The organism is Pseudovibrio sp. W64, assembly GCF_001623145.1.
GTDB lineage: Bacteria > Pseudomonadota > Alphaproteobacteria > Rhizobiales > Stappiaceae > Pseudovibrio.
In genome coordinates this window covers 203382-224834 of sequence record NZ_LMCI01000047.1, presented here as the reverse complement: position 1 = coordinate 224834, position 21453 = coordinate 203382, and the positions used below count along the sequence as shown (strand labels likewise).

Sequence of the window (21453 nt, the reverse complement as noted above, 5' to 3'; positions counted from 1 at the left end):
CATGCGGCAAACAAGAGCGCCTAGGAAGGAGGACGCAATACAATTTGTGTTGCACTGCAAACGTGGTGTTTTTAGCAGTCTATGAATTGTTTCGCCACTTCAACCTTTGGGTACGCTGTTTTTGGGCGGCAAACTGCTTCGCCGCCGTAAGTGCTGTCTCCGATAAGCTAGAGTTGTTTAGCGCTGTCCAGGTTCACCTTGAAGATCATCAGATCATCCCGGCGCTCGACCTCACCTTCCAACGAAATCAGTAGAGCAACCCAATCTTCAACCTCAGCAGTCAAGGGCTCACCATTTTCGTCAGCCAATACGAAGAATTCACTTCCCATAAGAGGTGTAGAAGTCACAAAAACGGGAGGAATACCGCCAATGATGCAGAGATTTGCGCAGGCTTTGTGGGCTAATCCGACGCCCGGACGCATTGCGCCATTGTAGCATTTACCGTCACAAATCTCACCGGTTAGACGCCATTTGCCTAAATGTTCTGCTGGTGCTGGGGTAAAATTTTGGACCGGATTTTCCGCAGCGCGAAGAGAGACCTTACCTCCGACCTGCAACATATCGAGATCGCCACGCTTCAGCAAAATGCCGCCAGCATCAACAGGCTGACCATCCAAAGGGCCGGCAAGTTGCTGCATGCCGCGTTTGCCAATACCAGAAATCAGCATGGCATGCGGCTTGTCACGCCCATTTTCTCCTGCAGGAAGCCGGAGTAGAGGGTAAGGTTTTGCATCTACGTAGCCTGTAAACGTTTGATATCCAGCGCCCCAAGCAAAGCGAGCGTCACCCGGGTCCGGAACAGACGAGCCAATACCAAACGCCACGCCTGCTGCTGCGCCAACGAGAATTGCAGAGATTAGGAACAAGAAGCCTTGCAGGCTCTTTGGTGGCTTTTTCGCCCAACCGATAAAGAAGGGATCTGGTTTCTTTTTGGCCATTAGCTTCCCTCCGCCATTATCGGAGAAACAATAGGTTCAACATACGTTCCCGGTGGCAGAGCCTCTACGTTCAGCCACAAACGACCGTTTTCCAATTTGAGCCGATAGGTGGAAATTTTCTCTGTAAATGGAGGTGGAGATTTTCCATCTTCCAGGCGGTACTGATAGCCATGCCATGGGCAGGTCACACAGCCATAGACAATCTTACCTTCTCCCAAAGGTCCGTTCTGGTGGGCGCAAACATTGGAGATCGCAGAGAGTTTCTTGCCATTTCTGAAGATCGCGACGCGCTCATCATCGGTAATGGAAATAATTCTCGCCCGCTTATCAGGAACATCTTTTGGATCACCTGCATCCATCCACGTGCTGCTGTCATCCATCGTATTCTGTTGCGTATCAAAGAGATGCTCTTTTCTTGCAGCAAGCAAGTGTAAGGTGGCGACAAGCGCAACAGACGCACCGACTGCAGTGGTCATGAAAGGACCTGCAGCACTCTGCAAAGCACCGAGTGCAACATGGGCAACAACCAGCGCATAAGCCAGATAGATCCCCATATGAAGTGTCTTCCAAAGCGTAGGCTTTAGGAAATGGAGCCAGAAATCATGACTTGTAACTGCGAGAATGGTCAGGATCAGAAGAGCAAAGACGCCTAGGATTTCGAATGGGAAACCAAGAAAACGGTCGAAGCTGGTATTTACAATGAAGACCGAGACGTAACGATTAATTGGCGAGAACGCATTGTACCAGCCAAGAATGTTGTCGACATGGAAGTAGGCCAGCACGCAAGTGATCACGCCCAGGTGACGGCGGTTATAAAGAAGCGGCAGGAAGCGCTTGTCCAGTCGAGCTAGTGGCCCGATACATAGAATAAATGTGAGTAGGAAGAAGACACAGGTACCAAATGCCTGCGCTTTGTAGATATCCCAATCAATCGGTCTTGTGACTGTCTGGAACATCGGCGCGATGTAGATGTAGATTCCCAGATATGCGCCAACAGTTGCCAAGACGACGGCATCATAGACAAATTTTGTACGGTTCCAGATTACCGGTACATATTTAACACTCACTGGTTTGCCTCCAGAGCCGACTTTGCTGTGTCGTCAAGGGGAACAGGCGGCTGTTCGTGCGTTCCTGTTGGACGCATCAAAAGCGCTAGGCCCAAAACGAGAGGAATGAGAATGGCCAGAATGAGCCAAATGGTGCGGTGGGCTTTTCTATAGGCACGTTGCATTACTTCTTGGCCTCCTGCTCTTCGTGGAGTTCTTTTTCTTCTTTATCGAGCAAGATTTTTTCACCGGAGCGTTCCAACGCAATCCAACGCACAATGACTATTGGCCAAAGCAGGATCAGCCCCGGGATGATTTGCAGGCGGAAAAGAAAAGCTCCACGTGCGGCAAGTTCCACGCGCCCAAGGCCAAAACTGATAAAGGCCAGTGCGACGACAAGACCAATCACGCAGTAAATTTGTGCAATCAGAATAATACCTTCAGCAACAATCATTTCTGCACCCTACTGATTTTGTGCTGCCGTTGATGGCAGGGAGAATTAGTCATTGGGGCCGTGCCCTGCCCAGTTGATACCAGCAAGCTCCGACATTTCCTTTTTCCAACTTGTAATATCGTCGATAGAGAAGTCGGAAATATGCGCATGCCCGCAAGCCCGGGCCATCACCTTCATCAGTTCAACTGAGGCCGTGAAAAACTTCTCCAGACGCTTTGCAGACTTTTCAACTTCCAGACGCGCGACCAGATGGTCTTTCTGGGTGGCAATACCGACCGGGCAGTTGTTGGTGTGGCATGCTCTCATGGCGATACAGCCGATGGCCTGCATTGGCGCATTCGCCAGGGCTATGGCATCGGCACCCAAGGCCATTGCTTTCACAAAATCTTCCGGTTTGCGAAGACCGCCGGTGATGACAAGCGTTACATCCCGTTGACCACTACGATCCAGGTGACGACGCGCTCTCGCCAACGCCGGAATGGTTGGAACAGAGATATTATCTCTAAACACGAGCGGAGAGGCACCGGTGCCGCCACCACGTCCATCGAGGATAATGTAATCAACGCCAACTTCCAGAGCGGCATCGATGTCTTTCTCGATATGCTGTGCAGACAGCTTGAAACCAATTGGGATCCCGCCAGTCTTGTCGCGCACTTCATCTGCAAACTTGCGGAAATCTGCTGGTTTCATCCACTCAGGAAATCTTGCAGGCGAGATTGCGCCCTCTCCCGGAGGTAGTCCCCTCACCGCTGCGATTTTCTCAGTCACTTTCGCAGCTGGCAGGTGTCCGCCAGTTCCGGTTTTGGCAGCTTGCCCGCCCTTGAAATGAAAGGCCTGAACTTTTTCCAACTGATCCCAAGAGAAACCAAAACGCGCAGAAGCTAACTCATAAAAGTAGCGTGTGTTTTCTGCTTGCTCTTCTGGAAGCATCCCGCCTTCACCAGAACAGATGCCTGTGCCAACGCTCTCTGCGCCGCGAGCGAGTGCAATCTTGGCGGGTTCTGATAGTGCACCAAAGCTCATGTCTGAGACAAAGAGCGGGATTTTCAGGTGTAACGGCTTCTGGGCTTTGGGGCCGATAACAATATCAGTTCCAACGGGTTCTTCATCCAACCGCGGCGGCTTTTGCAGTTGCGCTGTCAGTATCTGAATATCTTCCCATTGAGGCAGTTCTGTTGTCGGCACTCCCATAGCTTCAATTGCACCGTGATGGCCCGTCTGCTTCAGCCCTGCCCGTGCGTATGTCTGAATCAGTTTGTTATGAGGCTCTTCTTCCGTACCATGAAAGTCCGCGTACTCACCCAGATAGGCTTTGCGGAAATAGGGTTGCGGATTGTCCTTTGCCCATGCCTTCACTTCATCTTCATCAACATAGATGTTGCCGTCTTCAACGAAATGCGTGAATTTTCGCAGGCACTCTTTGTTGTCATAGGCGCTGACGCCGGAGTTCAGGCGATAATCCCACTGATGCAATCCACAAATCAGATTGCGACCTCTGACATATCCATCAGAAAGCAATGCACCTCGATGGAGGCAACGACCGTAGAGGACGGAGATGTCCTCATCGAACCTTACGACAACGAGATCCACCTCGCTAACAAGTGCATGAGCAGGCTTACGATCTTCAAGTTCATCTAATGCAGCAACTTGCACTTTACGCATTAAGCGGATTCCTTACGCTTTGCAGCCCAACAGCTGTTTGAGTGCATTTCAAAATTCAGATCGCCAAGCTATTCTACGTACTTACCCATACCTGTTCTATTTAGCACAGCTGCAGAGTACATGTCCGAAACATCCCGGCACATCAAAGTTGTAAGCTGAGAGTGTCTTAGAATAACTGCACATGACCTTACCCAAAGTTAGTATCGGACTTGCAAGAGACCATTACTGTTACGGGTAAAATGCATCTCAATCTGTTGCAGCTTCTCCCCCCGGATTACGTAGATAACATCCTAAAAACTTCAGTAATGACGGGATAGTAACGTTTAAACAAAGAAGCGTCAGTCTATCAAAATACACAGTGAGAAACACATGGGGAATAGATGGCGAACCGCGGAAGGATGTCAGCTCTCTGCAGGCCATAAAGAATAAGAGGACAAGGAAAGTAGCAGGCAATTAATGTTTGAACCCAAGCATTTCCACGCTTACTCTCGCTGCAAATCATCCGTGTCTATGAGAGATATCCATGAAGATTGCAGCTGTTACCATCTCCGATCGCGCCAGTGATGGAACTTACGAAGACAAAAGTGGCCCAGCTATTCTCGCATACCTTGAAGAAGCTGTGACAAGTCCGTGGGAGCCCATCCATAAGATCATTCCGGATGGAATCGAAAGCGTCAGCACTACTTTGAAGCAATTGGCTGATGAAGATGGCATCGACCTCATCCTTACAACAGGCGGAACAGGCCCCTCTCCTCGCGATCTGACTCCGGAAGCTATGGAGCTCGTTATGGAGAAAGAGCTTCGCGGGTTTGGTGAACTGATGCGACAGTTGTCCCTGAAAGAAGTGCCGACAGCAATTCTTTCACGTCAGACAGCTGGCATTCGGGGCAAAAGCCTCATCATCAACTTGCCGGGTAAACCAGCCAGCATTAAAACCTGCCTTGATGCAGTGTTCCAAGCGGTGCCGTACTGTCTTGATCTGATCGGTGCTGGGCGCATTGAAACGGACCCAGATGTGATTGTGGCGTTCCGCCCAAAAGCGAAGTAAGCGCGTTATTCCGGCACCCACGTAGAGTGAATTTCCTGGGCTTCTTGTCTACCCTTGGCAGGCCTTGCTTCGTCAATCTTACCAAGAGAGATAAAGCACAGGAATTCCTCGTTTTCTGAGAGACCCAGTCCTTTATGGAAGGCAGAGGAACGCGCACTGTCACCACTGGTAATCCGGGATGCATACCCCATTGCGTGAGCTACAAGCACCATGTTTTGCAAAGCTGTCCCCGCTGAGAGCATTTGCTCATATTGGGGAATACGGGTCTCATCAGAACCGTGAAAACATCCGATCAAAACCAGAAGCACAGGCCCTTTATGCGCTTTTTCCCTTGCACGGGTAAGCGCTTCTTCGGTTGGGTCATCTTTTATTTCTTCAACGGCTTTTACAAACAGATCTCCCAGATCATTGCGTGCGTCTGTCGGGATCTCCAAAATTCGGAATGGATGTAGATGCCCGTGATCAGGAGCAGCTGCAGCGGCCTCAATTATCAGCTTCATCTCTTCTCTATTCGGCCCGGGAGCTTTCATGAGCTTAAGAGATGCAGATGTACGCGAGCGAATGGTCTCGACCAGTTGCTGAGCATTCATGATAACGCCTTTCGCCTTTAACTGTTTATAGAACCGATGAAATTCGCTCTCATATTACCCAGAAGTGTTGTCTGCCTACAAGGAGATACGCAACACGCCTGCACTATAACGGGAGCATCTCTCGGCTAGAGTATCTGGACAAACATGCGATTTACCTTAAGGTAAACCAATATTTCTGGGTCGGTGACTACAAACATATTGAGCGTGTATTATGGGTATCTCTTATTTAAAGGTTGGTTTAGGTGCCGTTGTGATTATTGCAGCAGCTGGATACGGTATTATTCGATCTGGCTACGTTGCCCAGTATGTTGATCAATCCCAAAATCACGTTGTCGAACACGCTTCCTATCCCATCAGTGCAGATGCACAGGCTTTACACGATAAGCTACGCATTGCGGACCTTCACAATGATGTTTTGCTTTGGGGCCGGAACATATCGCAGGAATCTTCGATCGGTCACTCAGACCTGCCGCGCTTCAAAAAGGGTAATGTTGGTGTACAAATCTTCACCAGCGTCACCAAGTCCCCCCGTGGACAAAACTACAAGAAGAACTCAGCCGAGGCCTTTGACAACATCACTCTGCTAGGTTGGCTGCAAAGCTGGCCTTCTAGCGCACTGAATAGGCTTTCTGAGCGTGCGCTGTTGCAAGCGCAGCGCCTTTACGATCTGGAGCAGAAGCATCCAGACGAAATTACTGTTGTCCATAATAGAGAAGAACTGAAAGCTGTCCTGACAGCCAGAGCCCAAGGCTCCAAAATCATTGCCGGGGTCTTAGGCACAGAAGGTGGGCATGCACTGGATGGTGATATCAAGAACGTGGATCGGCTTTATGAGGGCGGCTTGAGGTTGATGGGCCTCCAGCACTTCTTCGACAATAAACTGGGTGGCTCTCTCCATGGCCAATCCAAGGCAGGCCTCACGGACTTCGGCAAGGACGTGGTACGGCTTATGGAGAAGAAGGAGATGATTGTTGACGTTGCTCACTCCTCTCCAGCGGTGGTTGAAGATGTGCTGGCAATGGCGACACGACCGATCATCGTTTCTCACACAGGCGTGAAGGGGATTTGTGACACGCCTCGCAATCTCACAGATGATCAAGTCAGGAAGATTTCAGCAAAAGGCGGGTTGATTGGTATCGGTTTTTGGGATGCAGCAGCTTGCGACATCAGCCCAAAGGGCGTTGCAGCTTCAATTGATTATGCTGTTTCAATTGCCGGTATCGACCATGTGGCGCTGGGATCTGACTTCGATGGTTCTGTTACGACTGCCTTCGATACATCTGAATATGCGGTTCTGACACAGGAACTTTTGAAAAAGGGCTTCACAGAAAAACAGATTGCAGCTGTGATGGGCGAAAACATCGTCAGGTTTTTGTTGGAAAATCTTCCACAAGGGCAGAGCGAAGAAGAAACTCTCGCATCAAGCAATTGAATGCTTGAAGAGTTTAGTAAGCATAACTCATCTATCAGATGAAACAGCTAAATTTTAAGGGAGAGAAAATTGGCGCACCGGGGAGGATTCGAACCCCCGACCCCCAGATTCGTAGTCTGGTGCTCTATCCAGCTGAGCTACCGGTGCGCTGTTTCTTGCGAACAAGAATTATGTATCGGCCTAATGCTATCTAAGCCACCTACTCTTTAGAGAAGAGTAAATGGCGCACCGGGGAGGATTCGAACCCCCGACCCCCAGATTCGTAGTCTGGTGCTCTATCCAGCTGAGCTACCGGTGCAGGCCGCGTTCCCTGCGGAACGGGGGTCTATGTAGCCGCCTTACTGGACCTTGGCAAGCGCTTTAGAGAAGTTTTTTAAAGTGATTTTGCGTTTTGGGGATAACAATTTCTGACTATCAGAACAAAGACGTAGGGCATTGCAGCCTAAACGTGAGAAAAGCTGCACTTGCACAGTACAGCTTTTCCAGAGATTAGCCCTTGCTGCTGTCAGCAGGGAATAGTCTCGTAATTTTTTCAGTCGCTTGTGCCCCATGCCGGTATGGCAGCTGGATTTTGAAACAAGCCCCGGTCGTCACCTCTTTCTCCAACGTGATCTTACCACCGTGCGCCACAACGATCTCTGCAGCAATCGCCAGACCCAATCCTGTTCCACCAACTTTGCCGGATGTCTGGAATGCTTTGAACAATCCCTCCTGAGCTTTTGCTGGGATGCCTGGTCCCGTATCAGAGACATAGATGGACAGCATGTCGTCTTTAACCTCTGAATGGATCTCAATCCTGCAAACAACGCCAGACGCGCCTTTGGACGCTTCCATCGCCTGCACCGAGTTCCGGCAGAGGTTGAGCAGTACGCGGAATATTTGCTCAGGATCTGCTTCCAGCTCCTGCGTCTCCGGTACGCTGACATGCATCTCTATGCCATCAGCGTATCTGGACAGGCCAAGAACCTCCTCCACATCGCGCAGAACCGATGCAAGGCGGATGACACGCAGCTCAGGAGCAGCCTCCTGAGCCTTGCCGTAGGACAACACTGCGCTGGTGTAGCTGGCCGCCCGGTCGAGCGTTGCAAGGATCTTGGGTGCAACACGTTGTACGGTCGGGTCTGGCAGTAGCTCCAATCGCTCAAGGAACAGCTGCGCTGACGCGAGCAAATTCCGCATATCATGGTTGATCTTGGAAACAGCTAGCCCCAACGCTGCCATACGGCGTTGCTGGTTCAATGTCTGGTTCAGAGACTTCTGCATGGACTGCAATTGAATTTCAGCCTCACCCAGCTCATCCGCACGCCCGCTTGGCTTGATAATTTCCCGCGCATTCTCAGGGGATTCAGCAAACCGCATCATGGAGCCAGTGAGCCGTTGTAAAGGACGCAGCAGCAATGACCGAATGGACAGATAAACAAGCGCGGCTGTTAGGCATGAGATGAGGAGAGATAACTGCAGAATGTTCAGAGCATATTTCTGCAAATCGTCTCGCAGCAAAGATGCTGGGAAGACCATATCCACTCTGCCGCCTGAGCGCATATCAATATCGCCGATGACGCGGATCTGGCCGGTTCGCGTTCCAGTCAGAAACTGAAGGCTACACCCAATCGCATCCCATGGGGAATCCTGTGTCATATCAATCGTCTTGGTGATGTTCATTTCTGAACTCTCCATAGCGATCAAATTACGGCGCTCTCCAACGGCAAGTGAAATCGCCTGAGCGCCCGTTGCTTCAAGCAGCTTTTGCTGGACTTGCGGAGATAGTGTCTCGCTTTCTGACAACAAAGTTGCGGCAACACCGCCAACCGCCAATCGATCACGCAGCCAAGTGTTTCGATAATTCGCAATTGAAGGGACAAAAATAAGAACTTCACTGAGCATGACAAACAAGATTGTCAGCAGCAAAAGTTTGCCAGAGAGGCCCATTCCACCGCCAAATATCTTGCGGTGTCTGTCTTTCGGAGTTTCATCCGAGTTCAGCTTTTTCGGTGTGACCTCTGTTTCAGAGGCCACTCTCCCATTATTTTGAGCCATCCACCTACCTGATGAGTTGGTACACAATGATCGTGCAGCGCAATTTGTTGTTACGCGCTATGCCTTACTCATTTTTAGCAGATGACGTGTGCCAAGCAACACACTTCTCTCACAGCTGATCACAACTGCGTCATCCGAACTTTCTCAGAAGCGCCAGAATTCTGCGGACCCATGGATTTTTGGGGGCATCCGCATAATACGTAAGTGCAGCCCTACGAATTGCTTCATTTAGTGTCGGGTACGGGAGGACCACTCCTAAGAGAGCGCCGACCTTCAACTTTTGAGAGATCATCAAAGCCAGCAGACCAATCTGTTCACCAGCGCCTGGGCCCACAATAGATGCTCCAACGAGCTGTCCTTTTCCGTTAGTCAGGAGCTTAACCTGGCCCTTACCTTTGCCTTCAGCAAGCGCTCTGTCGTTTCCGGAAAACTCTGCGGTCAAGATTTTCAGTTTATCGCCCAGCTGTTCGCGTGCTTGCTGCTCTGAAAGACCAACCTGCCCAATCTCAGGCTCAGTGTAGGTCACCGCAGGCATTGTTATGTTGTTGTGGTTGACCGGCATGCGGAACAGGATTGAGCGAATGACGAGTGATGCGTGCGCTCCTGCGGCATGTGTAAACTGCGCTCCACCGGTGACATCACCGATCGCATAAACTTTACGGTTTGTGGTGCGTAGCCCGTCATCTGCTTTGATGCCTTTGCGGCTATACTCAATGCCAGCGGCTTCCAAACCAAGAGAAGAGACGTTCGGGGCACGACCTACCGCGATCAGCAGATGTGTGCCTTCAACGGTTCCTTCGGCTTCATCATCAACTTTGATAGAGACTTTTACGCCAGCGTCAGTGCGTTCAACGCTGTTGACCTTGGTGTTTGCAAGAATCTCAACACCTTCGGATTCCATCTTCTCGATGACTTGAGTAGCATGGGCAGGATCGGTCACTGCTAATGGACGCAATGCTTCAATGACTGTGACACGGCTTCCCAGACGACGGTGAGCCTGTGCCATCTCCATGCCGATTGGCCCTGCACCAATAATGATCAGGTGTTCTGGGCGCTCTTTCAGTTCGAATAGATTTTCGTTTGTCAGGTACGGTGTGTTTTCAATACCAGGGATCGGAGGGACTGCAGCGCTGGAGCCCGTGGCAATGACAAAGCGGCGTGCTTTAATAATCTGCTCACCGACTTTGACGGTATCTGCGGAAGTAAACTCACCCGCACCCTGAATGACGTGCACACCCAAACCTTCGAAGCGCTCAACAGAGTCATGTGGAGCTATGGTGGCGATCACATCATGAACGTGATCATTCACCTTAGAGAAATCAATCTCAGGCTCTTGAGCGCCAACGCCAAACTTTTCTGAGGACCGAAAGGTAGCAGCGGCTTTACCAGCTGCAATAATTGCTTTGGATGGGACGCAACCATAATTCAGACAGTCACCGCCCATCTTCCCCTTTTCAATCAGGACAACATCCACGCCAAAGGCTGCTGCAGCTGCCGCGACTGAGAGGCCGCCCGAGCCAGCGCCAATAACACAGATATCCGGGGTCAATGTTTTTGCATTATTGTTATTTGTCATCGAGAAAATCCGTCATTTCGAAATTGATCTGGTCTGAGATTTATTTGCCGCGAAAACGCTGAACAATCGGCGGAATGAGCGCTACCAAACCTAGCGCCGCAAATGCCCAAATCAGCTCAGGCGTGATGAGTGCGGAAATCTCCACTTCACATGTGCCAGCAGCCGAACAACCCGGATTTGCCTGCTCTTGCGCCAGGATCACGCTATCCAGACCAGCCCCAACGAAGGCATAGGCGAATGTGCCTGGAATGATACCGACGAATGTTGCGATCAGGTATGTGCTTAACGGAACATGGAACAACGCAGGTGCAATGTTGACGAGCCAGAACGGAAACACTGGGGTGAGACGCAGAAAGAGAAGATAACTGAACGCGTTCTTACGGAAGCCCTCTGACATTTTATCCAGGAACGGCCCTGCTCTTGCTTTGAGCGTTGCGCCAACCGACGTTTTTGCAGCGATGAACAACAGTGAAGCACCAATTGTTGCTGCCAGAACGGTGAGCAAACCACCGAAGAACCATCCGAACAAAAAGCCGCCTGCGATTGTGAGCAGGGATGCACCCGGGAAAGACAGCGCAACAGCAAGTGTGTACACGACGAAATAGATCAGTGGGGTCAGGATTGGGTATTCGGCCAGATAACCAGAAAGCAGTTGCTGATTTTTGATCAGGTTGCTGATTGTGATTTGCTGATGCCAGCCCTGAGAGATGCCATAGGCGGACACGGCAAGGATAACAAAGAGTAGTCCCCAGCGTTTGACGAAGCCCAAAGCTCCCTCGGCTGGCGACTTGTTATCATTGTGTTCCGTGATTCCCATGTGCTTTTCCTTAGATGGTTTCAACGTTCAGACCTGAAAAGAACCGAAACCTCAGTGTTCTTGCCTAGTCTAGACTGAATAGGTTACTATGTTTTTTGCAGGCTCAATCGCCTAGTGAATTGATGTCTTACAATTTTCATACAATCAGAAAGACCTCCGGTGTTATCACAGGTTCGTGCGTTACCCGTAGTTTCACTCTGTTTTGAATGAGGGGTAACAGCTCTACACGAGGCTGTGAGGCAATAAAGAGTCAGGATATCGTAGATTCCGGCACAGCAATTATTGACTTGAAGCACGCACACTAATATAAGCGCCGACGAATAGGAGTGCGGATCCCCTGCGCAAAGTCCTGTAACTTGAATAAAGTCGCAGTGACTTCGGGGAGAAGACGCACAATCCAAATTAACGTTTAAGTTGGAGCTAACGGCTCTGCTAGGGTAATAAAATGAAGCGTACTTTCCAACCGAGCAACCTTGTTCGCAAGCGTCGCCACGGCTTCCGGGCACGTATGGCAACTAAAAATGGCCGCCAGGTTCTGGCACGTCGTCGTGCTAAAGGCCGTAAGCGTCTTAGCGCTTAATCGCGACGTTGCGCGGCGGCATTCACTTCATATCCATTGAACAAAAGTTCCGCCGCAAAAACATGAAAACACTCAAAAAGCGCTCCGAGTTTCTTACCGTCGCAAAAGGCGGAAGGATAGCTCGGCGTGCTTTTGTGCTTCAAGCGGCTAAAACCCGCAGTGATGGCGACCCTCGAATGGGTTATACGGTCACCAAGAAAACCGGAAACTCTGTTGAGCGCAGTCGAATAAAGCGCCGACTTCGAGCCGCTGTTGCCTCCCTTAATTTGGATATTGCCCAGATAGGCGCCGACTATGTTCTGGTTGGCAGGAGAGCAGCGCTCTCACAACCTTTCGAGGAGCTTCTGAAAGACCTCAAAGGTAGTGTAAGAAATGCGTTCAAGCCTCGTAAACCTCGCCCTATCCGATCAAAACCGAATTCGCTGGCAAATTCTAAACCTCCACATGATAAAGTTGAGGCCAATTGACCAGTGATGACCAATTATTCCACCCTTTTGAAAATGAGTGATCCAGTCGATGAACGATAATCGCAATATGATCGTAGCGATCGTGCTGTCGCTGGTTGTGCTATTGGGCTGGCAATATTTTATTGCCGGACCACAGTTAGAAGCTCAGCAGGAAGCGCAACAGGCGCAGCTGGCAGACGATGCACAACAAGCCGGTTCCAGCTCACCCGTTGCACTGCCTGAAGGTGCATCCGGTCAAGTGGCTGCGCCAGGCACCGATAGCGGGACCGCTGCGCAATCATTCGTCAGTCGCGCACAAGCACTGGCTGCATCTCCTCGCCTGACCATTGACACCCCTAGCCTCTCCGGCTCTGTCAATCTGAAAGGCGCGAAGCTGGATGACCTTCGCCTGAATGACTACCGTCAGACACAGGCTAAGGACAGTGAAACTGTTGTTCTGTTCTCGCCAAAAGGCAGCCCAGAGCCATACTACGCTGAGCATGGCTGGGTTGCAGATCCAGGAGCACAGGTTAAGCTTCCGAATGCTGAAACTGTCTGGACTGCAGAGACTTCTGGTAACCTGACACCGTCTTCCCCTATCGTTCTGAGCTGGGACAATGGCGAAGGGCTGGTGTTCAAGCGCACTTTCTCCGTCGACGAGAACTACATGTTCACTGTTGACCAGGAAGTGCAGAACAGCACTGGCCAGAACGTTCAGCTTTATCCTTATGGTTTGATTGCGCGTAACGGCGAGCCAGAAACCGCTGGCTTCTTCGTACTGCATGAAGGTCTTATCGGCGTTATCGGCGAAGAAGGCCTCCAGGAAATCAACTATTCTGACCTGATTGAGGATGGAAGCATTCGCCCAGGTCGCGCTAACACGGGTTGGCTCGGCTTTACTGATAAGTACTGGGCTGCAACACTGATCCCAACTCCGGGCACTGAGTTCCAGCCAAACTTCTCCTACAACGCCCGCACTCAGAACTTCCAGAGTGACTATCTTGGTGACGCGGTTCAGATAGCTGATGGCACTAAAATCACCAGCTCATCACTGCTCTATGCAGGTGCAAAAGTTACCAAGCTGATCGAAGGCTATCAGGCATCCTACAACATCGAAAGCTTCGATCTCATGATCGACTGGGGTTGGTTCTACTTCCTGACCAAGCCGATGTTCTGGGCGATTGACTGGCTCTATTCTCTGGTTGGCAACTTCGGTGTCGCTATCCTGCTTGTGACCGTTATTGTGAAGGCCCTGTTCTTCCCGCTGGCAAACAAGTCCTACGTCTCCATGAGTAAAATGAAGCTCGTGCAGCCGCAGATGACTGAGATCCGCGAGAAATTCAAGGACGACAAGCAGAAACAGCAGCAAGCCATGATGGAGCTGTATAAGAAGGAAAAGATCAATCCGTTGGCAGGGTGTTTGCCGATGGTTATTCAGATCCCTGTCTTCTTCTCCCTCTATAAGGTTCTGTTCGTTACCATCGAGATGCGTCATGCGCCATTCTTCGGATGGATTCAGGATCTTTCTGCTCCAGACCCAACCACAATCTTCAACCTGTTCGGTCTGATCCCTTGGGATCCGCCAAGCTTCCTGATGATTGGTGTTTGGCCTCTGATCATGGGTGTAACCATGTTCCTGCAGATGAAGATGAACCCAGCGCCAGCTGAGCCTGCACAGCAGATGATCTTCAACTGGATGCCTGTTCTGTTCACCTTCATGCTGGCAACATTCCCAGCTGGTCTCGTAATCTACTGGGCATGGAACAACACTCTTTCCGTTGCACAGCAGGGAATCATCATGCGTCGTCAGGGCGTGAAACTTGAGCTGTTTGACAACCTGAAGAGCACATTTAAGCGTAAGCCTAGGGAAGAAAGTAAGTAAGCTTTCCTCTTTGAATAAGACTTCGAAAACGCGGCCTTAGGGTCGCGTTTTTTGTTTGGGGTTAGCACCTTTTGTGGTGAAGCTTCATCGTGACAAACAATAAGGCTGCGCTTTGGAAAACAGCACTCGACCAAATCGAGATTGCAGGTTAAAAGGCAGGGCATGAGCTCAGAAAAAGAATATTCAGCAGAACAACTGGAGGCGGGACGCCTTCTGTTTGCGCGTCCTTGGGATTTTATTACCAGTGTGAAAGAGATGCATCAGCTTCCTGAGCTGGATGGTATCGAGATCGCGTTTGCCGGTCGTTCCAACGTTGGTAAGTCCAGCCTAATCAACAAGCTCACCGGTAAGAAAACGTTGGCTCGTACATCCAACACACCTGGCCGGACCCAGATGCTGAACTTCTTTGGAGCAGAGCACTCCATCCTCAAGATTGTCGATATGCCGGGCTACGGGTACGCCGAAGCACCAAAAGGCATGGTCGATGCGTGGACATCACTTATTTTTGACTACCTACGCGGTCGAAGCACCTTGCGTCGTGTGTTCTCTTTGATCGACTCACGTCACGGTATCAAAAAGAACGATCTTGATGCCATGGCGATTCTGGACAAGTCCGCTGTGCCTTATCAGGTCGTGCTCACCAAGGCAGATAAACTGAAGCCAGGGCAACTGCAGCGTATGAAAGATGAGACTCTGAAAGTACTCGCGAAACGTCCTGCTGCACACCCGGAAGTCATTGCCACCTCTTCAGAAAAAGGCAACGGTCTGGATGAATTGCGCGCAGAGATCGCGCAGCTGGTCAGTTACGGCTAATCAATTGCAGGTGCAGGGCTCATATTTCCCTGCGCCTTCCTCTTTCGGATAGCGGCCCCGCAAACATATCCAACATCCCTTGTCCATCCTGCAATTTCCAAAACTTCCCTTGTTCTCACGTTTTGCTGCCTTTTCCCCAGCCCGCCTTAACCTCTTCTTGACCTTGGGTCAATTTACCCCCCGAATATAGACAGACCGTCGTCGAAGGGGAGGTCGTCAAATGTCTGGAAAAGACAAGCAAGATTACAATCACAGTGCCAAAATCAGTCAAAGGGGGTGATGTATGTGTGCAACTCCGTCCCTCCGTCATCATTGGGCTCTTGTACCTGAGCATACCATTACCAATGCGTTGACCTATGTTTGGCGTTTCATTCATGCGCTACCAACGCTGCTGTTGGCAGGGCTGAATTTGAAGAAGTGGTACAAAGCACGCCAGCTTGGCCCTACCCCACTGGAGCGTTCACTGATTTCTGCCTACCTCCGTGATGAGTTCGTGCTGCATTATCAGCCAATCGTCCGTGTGACAGATCGCAAGCTCGTTGGGGCCGAGGCTTTGATCAGATGGGAGCACCCTGAGAGTGGTTTGTTGCCCCCTTCCCGTTTCATCACAACCCTGTGCCGCAGTTGCCTTGGAAAGGACGTCGGTTACTGGGTTATCCGTGAGGCCTGCAAAGCACGCAGTGGATGGAGCAATCTTGTTGATCCTAGTTTCAAGATCTCCGTGAACATTTGCGGCAGGATGTTTGTTGACCAATACATCGTCTCCCGCATTCAAAAGATTTTACAGGACACAGGCACCCCCGGGCATTTCTTAGAGCTTGAAGTTACAGAACGAATTGATCTGGACAGAGCACCACATGCCATGGAGAACATGCGCGAGCTGCAGGAGATGGGTATCTCAGTGGCCTTTGATGACTTCGGCACTGGCTTTGCCTCTATGAAGCACTTGTTGGATTGCCCTGTTGACCGGATCAAGATCGACCGCAGTTTCCTATCTGGAGTGCCAACCTCTGCTGTTCACAGCACCGCTTGCGCTCATCTGATTGAACTGGCTCATTTGCTAGACATGGAAGTGACGGCTGAAGGTGTTGAGACGGAAGAGCAGATGCACTTGCTGGAAAGCAGCGGCTGCACCAATGCTCAGGGCTTTTTGTTCTCCCCTCCAGCGGGTGAAGACGGTTTTACAGATTATTTGCGCGAGAGGCATTAGACAATTTCCTCGATTACTTGAGTAAATCCACGCAGGTGGGGATGACTGAACATTTGTGACGTGTTCATAATGCGGCTATATACTTCACACGCAGTCCGTGTGATTTGCGTATCAGTCCTTTGTCTTCTCCAGGTGTACAAATCGCTATGAGTTTCTCGGAATCCAGTAATCGTGCGCACGTCATTGCCCAAGCTCTCCCTTATATGCAGCGCTATGATGACCGACGTGTTGTCGTAAAATACGGCGGCAATGCCATGGGAGATGACTCCCTTTCCCGCGCCTTTGCCCGAGATATCACTCTGTTGCGCCAGTCTGGTGTTCATCCGGTTGTTGTTCACGGTGGTGGTCCTCAGATTGGTTCGATGCTTGATCGTCTCAACATCAAGAGCGAGTTTAAAGGCGGCCTTCGTGTGACGGATCAGGCGACCGTTGAGGTTGTTGAGATGGTGCTGGCTGGCTCCATCAACAAAGGCATTGTGGCAGACATCAACCGCGAAGGTGGACGTGCTGTTGGTCTTTGTGGCAAAGACGGTGACATGGTCACTGCACGTAAATTGCACCGCAAGCACCGTGATCCGGATTCCAAGATCGAAGAGGTTCTGGACCTTGGGTTTGTTGGCGAGCCCGAAGCAGTCAACGCCAAGGTGCTTGAGCTGATCCTTGAACGTGACCTCATTCCTGTTGTTGCTCCTGTTGCGCCGGGTCGTGATGGTGCGACTTACAACATCAATGCAGATACCTTTGCTGGTGCGATTGCGGGCTCTTTGAACGCCAAACGCTTGCTGTTCCTTACCGACGTTCCGGGTGTTCTGGACAAAGACGGCAAGCTTATCAAGCAGCTGACCCGTGCCGGAGCCCGGGCTCTTATTGAGGATGGCACAATCTCCGGCGGCATGATTCCGAAGGTTGAGACCTGTCTCGAAGCCCTTGAACAGGGTGTTGAAGGCGTTGTTATTGTTGACGGAAAAGTCGCCCACGCCGTTTTGTTGGAACTCTTCACCGACCATGGCGCTGGTACTCTGATCGTACCTTGATAATTGATGCAGGGAGGTGAAAGACGCTTGCCTCTCTTGCTATCCTTATTCTTTCCTGTTTTGCTTGGTATCAAACAACACTTATCGGCATAGCTGATAACTGAACGGATAAGCATGACCAATTCCCCATTTGCCAGCGTTGAAAGCTGGGTTTTCGATCTGGACAATACTCTCTACCCTCACCATTCAAATTTGTTCGATCAAATCGATCAGCGGATGTCTGAGTTTGTACAAAAGCTCACCGGAAAACCGGCTGAGCAGGCGAGAGAGTTACAGATCTCCTATTACAAAGAGTATGGAACCACGCTTCGTGGTTTGATGCTTGAGCATCACATTGAGCCCGATGAGTTCCTTGAGTACGTGCATGACATTGACCACTCTGTGCTGGACCCAAATCCTCAGCTTGCAGATGCGATCAACCAACTGCCGGGCAAGTGCTACATCCTGACGAATGGAACGCGGAAACACGCGGAATCTGTTGCCAATCGTCTGGGTATCACACAGCACTTCGAAGACATCTTCGGGATTATGGAAGCAGATTTAGTTCCAAAACCTGCTGAAGCAACCTATCAGCGTTTTTTGGAGAAAAACGGCATTCTTCCGCAGAAAGCAGCCATGTTTGAGGACCTTTCACGCAATCTGGTTGTTCCAAACTCTCTTGGCATGCGCACTGTTCTTGTCATTCCGGACGGAACACGTGAGGTTTTCCGCGAGGATTGGGAGCTTTCGAGCGGCAGCGAGCCTCACGTGGATTTCGTGACCGATCATCTGGACGGTTTCCTCTATAATATCCTAGGGGAACTCAAGAATTAGAGCTATTCCATCAAAACACGAAGGTGCCTCGGTTTCGCATCTCAAACTCCTGTAGGGGCAGTTTCGACCAAAAATTGCAATTTTTGCGCATAATAAGGCGCAAAGAGAAAAAATATCACGATCGTCTAGACGAATGCCTTTTTTCCCTTTATTGAGATTAATTCAAGAACTCATAAGGAAGGGCATTCGTCATGGTTTCACTGCGCGCGCTACACGCATTTTCACTGTTGGCCAAACACGGCCGAGCAGCTCGTGCCGCAGAGGATCTTGGCGTAACACCATCAGCCCTGACGCACCTGCTCCGATCATTGGAAAATGAGCTTGGCGCCGCGCTGGTTATTCGTGATGGCCGCGGACTTGCCCTGACTGAAGAAGGGCAGCGCCTGTCCTCCAATCTTGGCAATTCGTTTGACCAAATCGAGCACGCTGTTGAAGCGTTCCGGCGCAGAAGCCGGACTGAGTTGCGCATATCTACCCTTTCTACAGTTGCAACACGCTGGCTTATTCCGCGGTTGCCGGACTTTCAGGATAAGCATCCGGATATTGAGCTGCTGATCTCGACGAGTATGCGCGTCGTGGACCTTGACCGAGAGTCCTATGATTGCGCAATCCGATTGGGAGATGGGGCCTGGCCGCATGTTGAGCGGCACCAACTCTGGCAGGAAGATCTGGTTGTTGCGTTTGCTCCTCAGTTGAGTAACGGCGACCCGAACCCTGACATCAAGCTGCTTGATAAGCTGAAATTGCTGCATACCTCCTCCAGACGTGAAGACTGGCCGCGTTGGTTGAATGGCACTGGCCTGCCTCATCCGGATCAGACCTCTGGTGCGATGTTTGAAAGCCGGAACATGGCTATTCAGGCTGCTGTTGCAGGCATGGGTGCAATTGCGATTGATACCCGCTTTGTGGAACAGGAAGTGGCTGCAGGTCATCTGGTGGTTCCGGACTGGCCGCGCCTTTCTCTGGAAAGTGGCTATTGGTTTGTACGTAATGCGAACCGTCCTTTGACCCGTCCGGTATCTTCCTTCCACAAATGGCTAATGGAACAATCCCAGCAGCCATTCAAGGCACATGAAGCAACCTAAATTGATACATGAGACAACCGGAAGTCTGAGAGTATTGACTTCTGGTTGGGGCTTGCGTACCCCTCGGTAGCTCTAATTCGAAACCCATTAATTATGAGAGTCTGCCGCCAATGAGCCAGATTGATCTTGCGGCCCTTGAGGCCACCATCAACGCTGCATTTGATGACCGTGACAACATCAGCACTGACACCACAGGTGACGTGCGTGATGCAGTAAACACCGCACTGAACCTTATGGATCACGGCAAGCTGCGCGTTGCGGAAAAATCCTCTGGCGACTGGGTTGTTAATCAGTGGGCCAAGAAAGCTGTTCTGCTTTCTTTCCGCCTGAACCCAATGCAGATCATCAAAGGCGGTCCGGACGAAGCTCCTTGGTGGGATAAAGTTCCTTCCAAGTTTGATGGCTGGGGCGCGATCGACTTTGAAGAAGCTGGCTTCCGCGCTGTTCCAGGTTCCATTGTTCGTCGTAGTGCATTCATCGGCAAGTCCGCTGTTTTGATGCCTTCCTTCGTAAACCTTGGTGCATTCGTTGACGAAGGCACAATGGTTGATACCTGGGTGACCGTTGGTTCCTGTGCTCAGATCGGTAAAAACGTTCACCTTTCCGGCGGCGTTGGCATTGGTGGTGTTCTTGAGCCGCTTCAGGCTGGTCCGGTTATCATTGAAGACAACTGCTTCATCGGTGCTCGTTCCGAGGTTGTTGAAGGCGTTGTTGTTCGTGAAGGTGCCGTGCTTTCTATGGGCGTGTTCATCTCCGCAACGACCAAAATCGTCGACCGCACGACCGGTGAAATCTTCTACGGTGAAGTTCCTGCGTACTCCGTTGTTGTTCCGGGCTCCATGCCAGGCAAACCGCTTCCAGACGGCACTCCAGGTCCGAACCTGGGCTGTGCGGTTATCGTGAAGCGCGTTGATGCACAGACCCGTGCAAAGACCTCTGTGAACGATCTTCTGCGCGACTAAGTTTTAGATCAGATCTGATCAATTAAAGCCGGGGCGATTGCTTCGGCTTTTTTCTTGACTAACCGGAGCGGGTTCCACGTGTTTAAACGTGCCTCTTAACCTAAAAACCGGCTCTGTTAGGCTATGAACACATTACCTCAAGATGCTTGTTGCTTCGCTGGAACGCATGAGTATATTGCGCTTAGAATTTGTGAGGCCCCATGAATAAGAACAGCAATCTGCACAAACTTGTCTTCCAGCTGGATCCACATGACTGGCACGGCATTGAGAGTGAAACTGTGTGGGTACGCTCGCTCGGTGGCAATCGCTATAAGCTTGAAAACACACCCTTCTTTGCTTGCGGCGTTGCCAATGGTGACGAGCTGCTTGCCAACCGGCAAAAAGGGCAGCTTGTTTTTGACAGGGTCGATAAGGCATCGGGTCATTCCACCTACCGGATCATGGTGGAAGAGACGACACTGCCGGAAGAATTCTCCAAGCAATGGTCCAAGCTGGAAAAGCTTGGCTGTACATGCGAGGACATTGACGCTGATCCACCGCTGTTCAGCGTAGATATTCCGGCAAATGCCGACATCCACGTCGCCTATTCCATTCTTGAAGAAGGCGAAGGCCTTGGCATTTGGGCTTTTGAAGAAGGCCACTGCGGGCATAAGATCTAGCGTTTCAGCCCGCTCAAACTGACAAGCACGAATATCACCGCTGGATCATCCCGGCGGTGTTTGTGTTTGAGGATCCCGTTTAGCGGGTGGAGCAAGGCGAACAGGCTTTGCCTGCGCTACTTGTTAGATATGTTTCTTCGGCATTGGCTGTTCGCCTCGCCCGGGCCTTTTATCATGAACACGCGGGCTCCCTCTCGGACAGACGTGAATGACACGTTCCCGTGTCACTGGCACGTTTCCGTACCATTGGCAGTTTCCTGCCACCACCGGACGCCCTCCGGAACGACCCCAACTCCCTACTACCACTGTGGTCTCAATAGGGTATGGCGCTTCACCGGACCTCCTGACACGATACGTTACCTCGTACCA

General features: G+C 50.9%; 21 protein-coding genes and 2 tRNA genes. 12 read left to right on the top strand and 11 right to left on the bottom strand.

The window, feature by feature from the left end; translation table 11 throughout:
- Positions 1 to 167: 167 nt before the first annotated feature.
- The 5 genes from PsW64_RS26740 to PsW64_RS26725 are packed head-to-tail and all read right to left on the bottom strand — an operon-like array spanning position 168 to position 4100.
- Positions 168 to 938 (bottom strand): hypothetical protein, encoded by a 771-nt coding sequence (locus PsW64_RS26740; protein ID WP_063286805.1) that lies wholly within the window; start codon positions 936 to 938, stop codon positions 168 to 170.
- Positions 938 to 2005 (bottom strand): Rieske 2Fe-2S domain-containing protein, encoded by a 1068-nt coding sequence (locus PsW64_RS26735; RefSeq protein WP_063305582.1) that lies wholly within the window; start codon positions 2003 to 2005, stop codon positions 938 to 940. Before PsW64_RS26735 ends, PsW64_RS26740 begins: the two co-directional genes overlap by 1 nt.
- Positions 2002 to 2169 (bottom strand): hypothetical protein, encoded by a 168-nt coding sequence (locus PsW64_RS27720; protein WP_159096913.1) that lies wholly within the window; start codon positions 2167 to 2169, stop codon positions 2002 to 2004. Before PsW64_RS27720 ends, PsW64_RS26735 begins: the two co-directional genes overlap by 4 nt.
- On the bottom strand, positions 2169 to 2438 hold the full coding sequence (locus tag PsW64_RS26730) for a hypothetical protein (RefSeq protein ID WP_057462859.1): 270 nt from the start codon (positions 2436 to 2438) through the stop codon (positions 2169 to 2171). The genes PsW64_RS27720 and PsW64_RS26730 overlap by 1 nt, the downstream gene beginning before the upstream one ends.
- 45 nt (positions 2439 to 2483) lie before the next feature.
- A complete protein-coding gene (locus PsW64_RS26725) occupies positions 2484 to 4100 on the bottom strand; it encodes a glutamate synthase-related protein (RefSeq protein WP_063286803.1) in 1617 nt (538 codons plus the stop codon).
- A gap of 523 nt (positions 4101 to 4623) precedes the next feature.
- Between PsW64_RS26725 and mog the strand changes: the two genes are divergently transcribed.
- The gene (mog, locus tag PsW64_RS26720; protein WP_057462860.1) at positions 4624 to 5148 is read left to right on the top strand and encodes a molybdopterin adenylyltransferase; all 525 of its coding nucleotides are present in this window, start codon (positions 4624 to 4626) and stop codon (positions 5146 to 5148) included.
- 5 nt (positions 5149 to 5153) lie between these two features.
- Here the strand turns inward: mog and PsW64_RS26715 are convergent, their stop codons facing one another.
- A complete protein-coding gene (locus tag PsW64_RS26715; RefSeq protein WP_063305581.1) occupies positions 5154 to 5738 on the bottom strand; it encodes a nitroreductase family protein in 585 nt (194 codons plus the stop codon).
- Between the two features lie 211 nt (positions 5739 to 5949).
- Between PsW64_RS26715 and PsW64_RS26710 the strand changes: the two genes are divergently transcribed.
- Positions 5950 to 7170 carry a dipeptidase gene (locus tag PsW64_RS26710; RefSeq protein ID WP_063305580.1) on the top strand — a complete coding sequence of 407 codons (1221 nt, stop codon included), beginning with the start codon at positions 5950 to 5952 and terminating at the stop codon, positions 7168 to 7170.
- A gap of 70 nt (positions 7171 to 7240) precedes the next feature.
- Here PsW64_RS26710 and PsW64_RS26705 read toward each other — a convergent pair.
- The 5 genes from PsW64_RS26705 to PsW64_RS26685 form a co-directional block, all read right to left on the bottom strand.
- Positions 7241 to 7317 (bottom strand) — tRNA-Arg (locus PsW64_RS26705).
- Between the two features lie 74 nt (positions 7318 to 7391).
- A tRNA-Arg gene (locus PsW64_RS26700) sits at positions 7392 to 7468 on the bottom strand.
- Positions 7469 to 7659: 191 nt separating this feature from the next.
- The gene (locus PsW64_RS26695; RefSeq protein ID WP_063305625.1) at positions 7660 to 9186 is read right to left on the bottom strand and encodes a sensor histidine kinase; all 1527 of its coding nucleotides are present in this window, start codon (positions 9184 to 9186) and stop codon (positions 7660 to 7662) included.
- A 151-nt stretch (positions 9187 to 9337) separates the two neighbouring features.
- On the bottom strand, positions 9338 to 10783 hold the full coding sequence (locus PsW64_RS26690) for a dihydrolipoyl dehydrogenase family protein (protein WP_063305579.1): 1446 nt from the start codon (positions 10781 to 10783) through the stop codon (positions 9338 to 9340).
- Positions 10784 to 10823: 40 nt separating this feature from the next.
- Complete coding sequence (locus tag PsW64_RS26685) at positions 10824 to 11600, bottom strand: TVP38/TMEM64 family protein (protein WP_063305578.1); 777 nt, start codon at positions 11598 to 11600, stop codon at positions 10824 to 10826.
- A gap of 445 nt (positions 11601 to 12045) precedes the next feature.
- On the opposite strand from PsW64_RS26685, the gene rpmH reads away from it, so the two are divergent.
- The 10 genes from rpmH to PsW64_RS26640 all read left to right on the top strand — a co-directional run bounded on the left by rpmH (position 12046) and on the right by PsW64_RS26640 (position 21084).
- A complete protein-coding gene (gene rpmH / locus PsW64_RS27280; protein WP_014283918.1) occupies positions 12046 to 12180 on the top strand; it encodes a 50S ribosomal protein L34 in 135 nt (44 codons plus the stop codon).
- A gap of 8 nt (positions 12181 to 12188) precedes the next feature.
- Positions 12189 to 12647, top strand: coding sequence for a ribonuclease P protein component (gene rnpA / locus PsW64_RS26680; RefSeq protein WP_063305577.1), 459 nt, complete (start codon positions 12189 to 12191; stop codon positions 12645 to 12647).
- A 49-nt stretch (positions 12648 to 12696) separates the two neighbouring features.
- The gene (gene yidC / locus PsW64_RS26675; RefSeq protein WP_063305576.1) at positions 12697 to 14508 is read left to right on the top strand and encodes a membrane protein insertase YidC; all 1812 of its coding nucleotides are present in this window, start codon (positions 12697 to 12699) and stop codon (positions 14506 to 14508) included.
- A 162-nt stretch (positions 14509 to 14670) separates the two neighbouring features.
- Positions 14671 to 15321 (top strand): ribosome biogenesis GTP-binding protein YihA/YsxC, encoded by a 651-nt coding sequence (gene yihA, locus PsW64_RS26670; protein ID WP_057462867.1) that lies wholly within the window; start codon positions 14671 to 14673, stop codon positions 15319 to 15321.
- Positions 15322 to 15604: 283 nt separating this feature from the next.
- Complete coding sequence (locus tag PsW64_RS26665; protein ID WP_063305575.1) at positions 15605 to 16531, top strand: EAL domain-containing protein; 927 nt, start codon at positions 15605 to 15607, stop codon at positions 16529 to 16531.
- A gap of 146 nt (positions 16532 to 16677) precedes the next feature.
- On the top strand, positions 16678 to 17565 hold the full coding sequence (gene argB, locus PsW64_RS26660) for an acetylglutamate kinase (protein ID WP_057462869.1): 888 nt from the start codon (positions 16678 to 16680) through the stop codon (positions 17563 to 17565).
- Between the two features lie 114 nt (positions 17566 to 17679).
- Complete coding sequence (locus tag PsW64_RS26655; RefSeq protein ID WP_063286796.1) at positions 17680 to 18378, top strand: pyrimidine 5'-nucleotidase; 699 nt, start codon at positions 17680 to 17682, stop codon at positions 18376 to 18378.
- A 191-nt stretch (positions 18379 to 18569) separates the two neighbouring features.
- Positions 18570 to 19463 (top strand): LysR substrate-binding domain-containing protein, encoded by an 894-nt coding sequence (locus PsW64_RS26650; RefSeq protein ID WP_063286795.1) that lies wholly within the window; start codon positions 18570 to 18572, stop codon positions 19461 to 19463.
- Positions 19464 to 19573: 110 nt separating this feature from the next.
- A complete protein-coding gene (gene dapD, locus PsW64_RS26645) occupies positions 19574 to 20425 on the top strand; it encodes a 2,3,4,5-tetrahydropyridine-2,6-dicarboxylate N-succinyltransferase (protein WP_057462871.1) in 852 nt (283 codons plus the stop codon).
- Between the two features lie 200 nt (positions 20426 to 20625).
- Entirely contained in the window at positions 20626 to 21084 is a 459-nt protein-coding gene (locus PsW64_RS26640) for a DUF4265 domain-containing protein (protein ID WP_063305574.1), read from the top strand.
- Positions 21085 to 21453 lie beyond the last annotated feature (369 nt).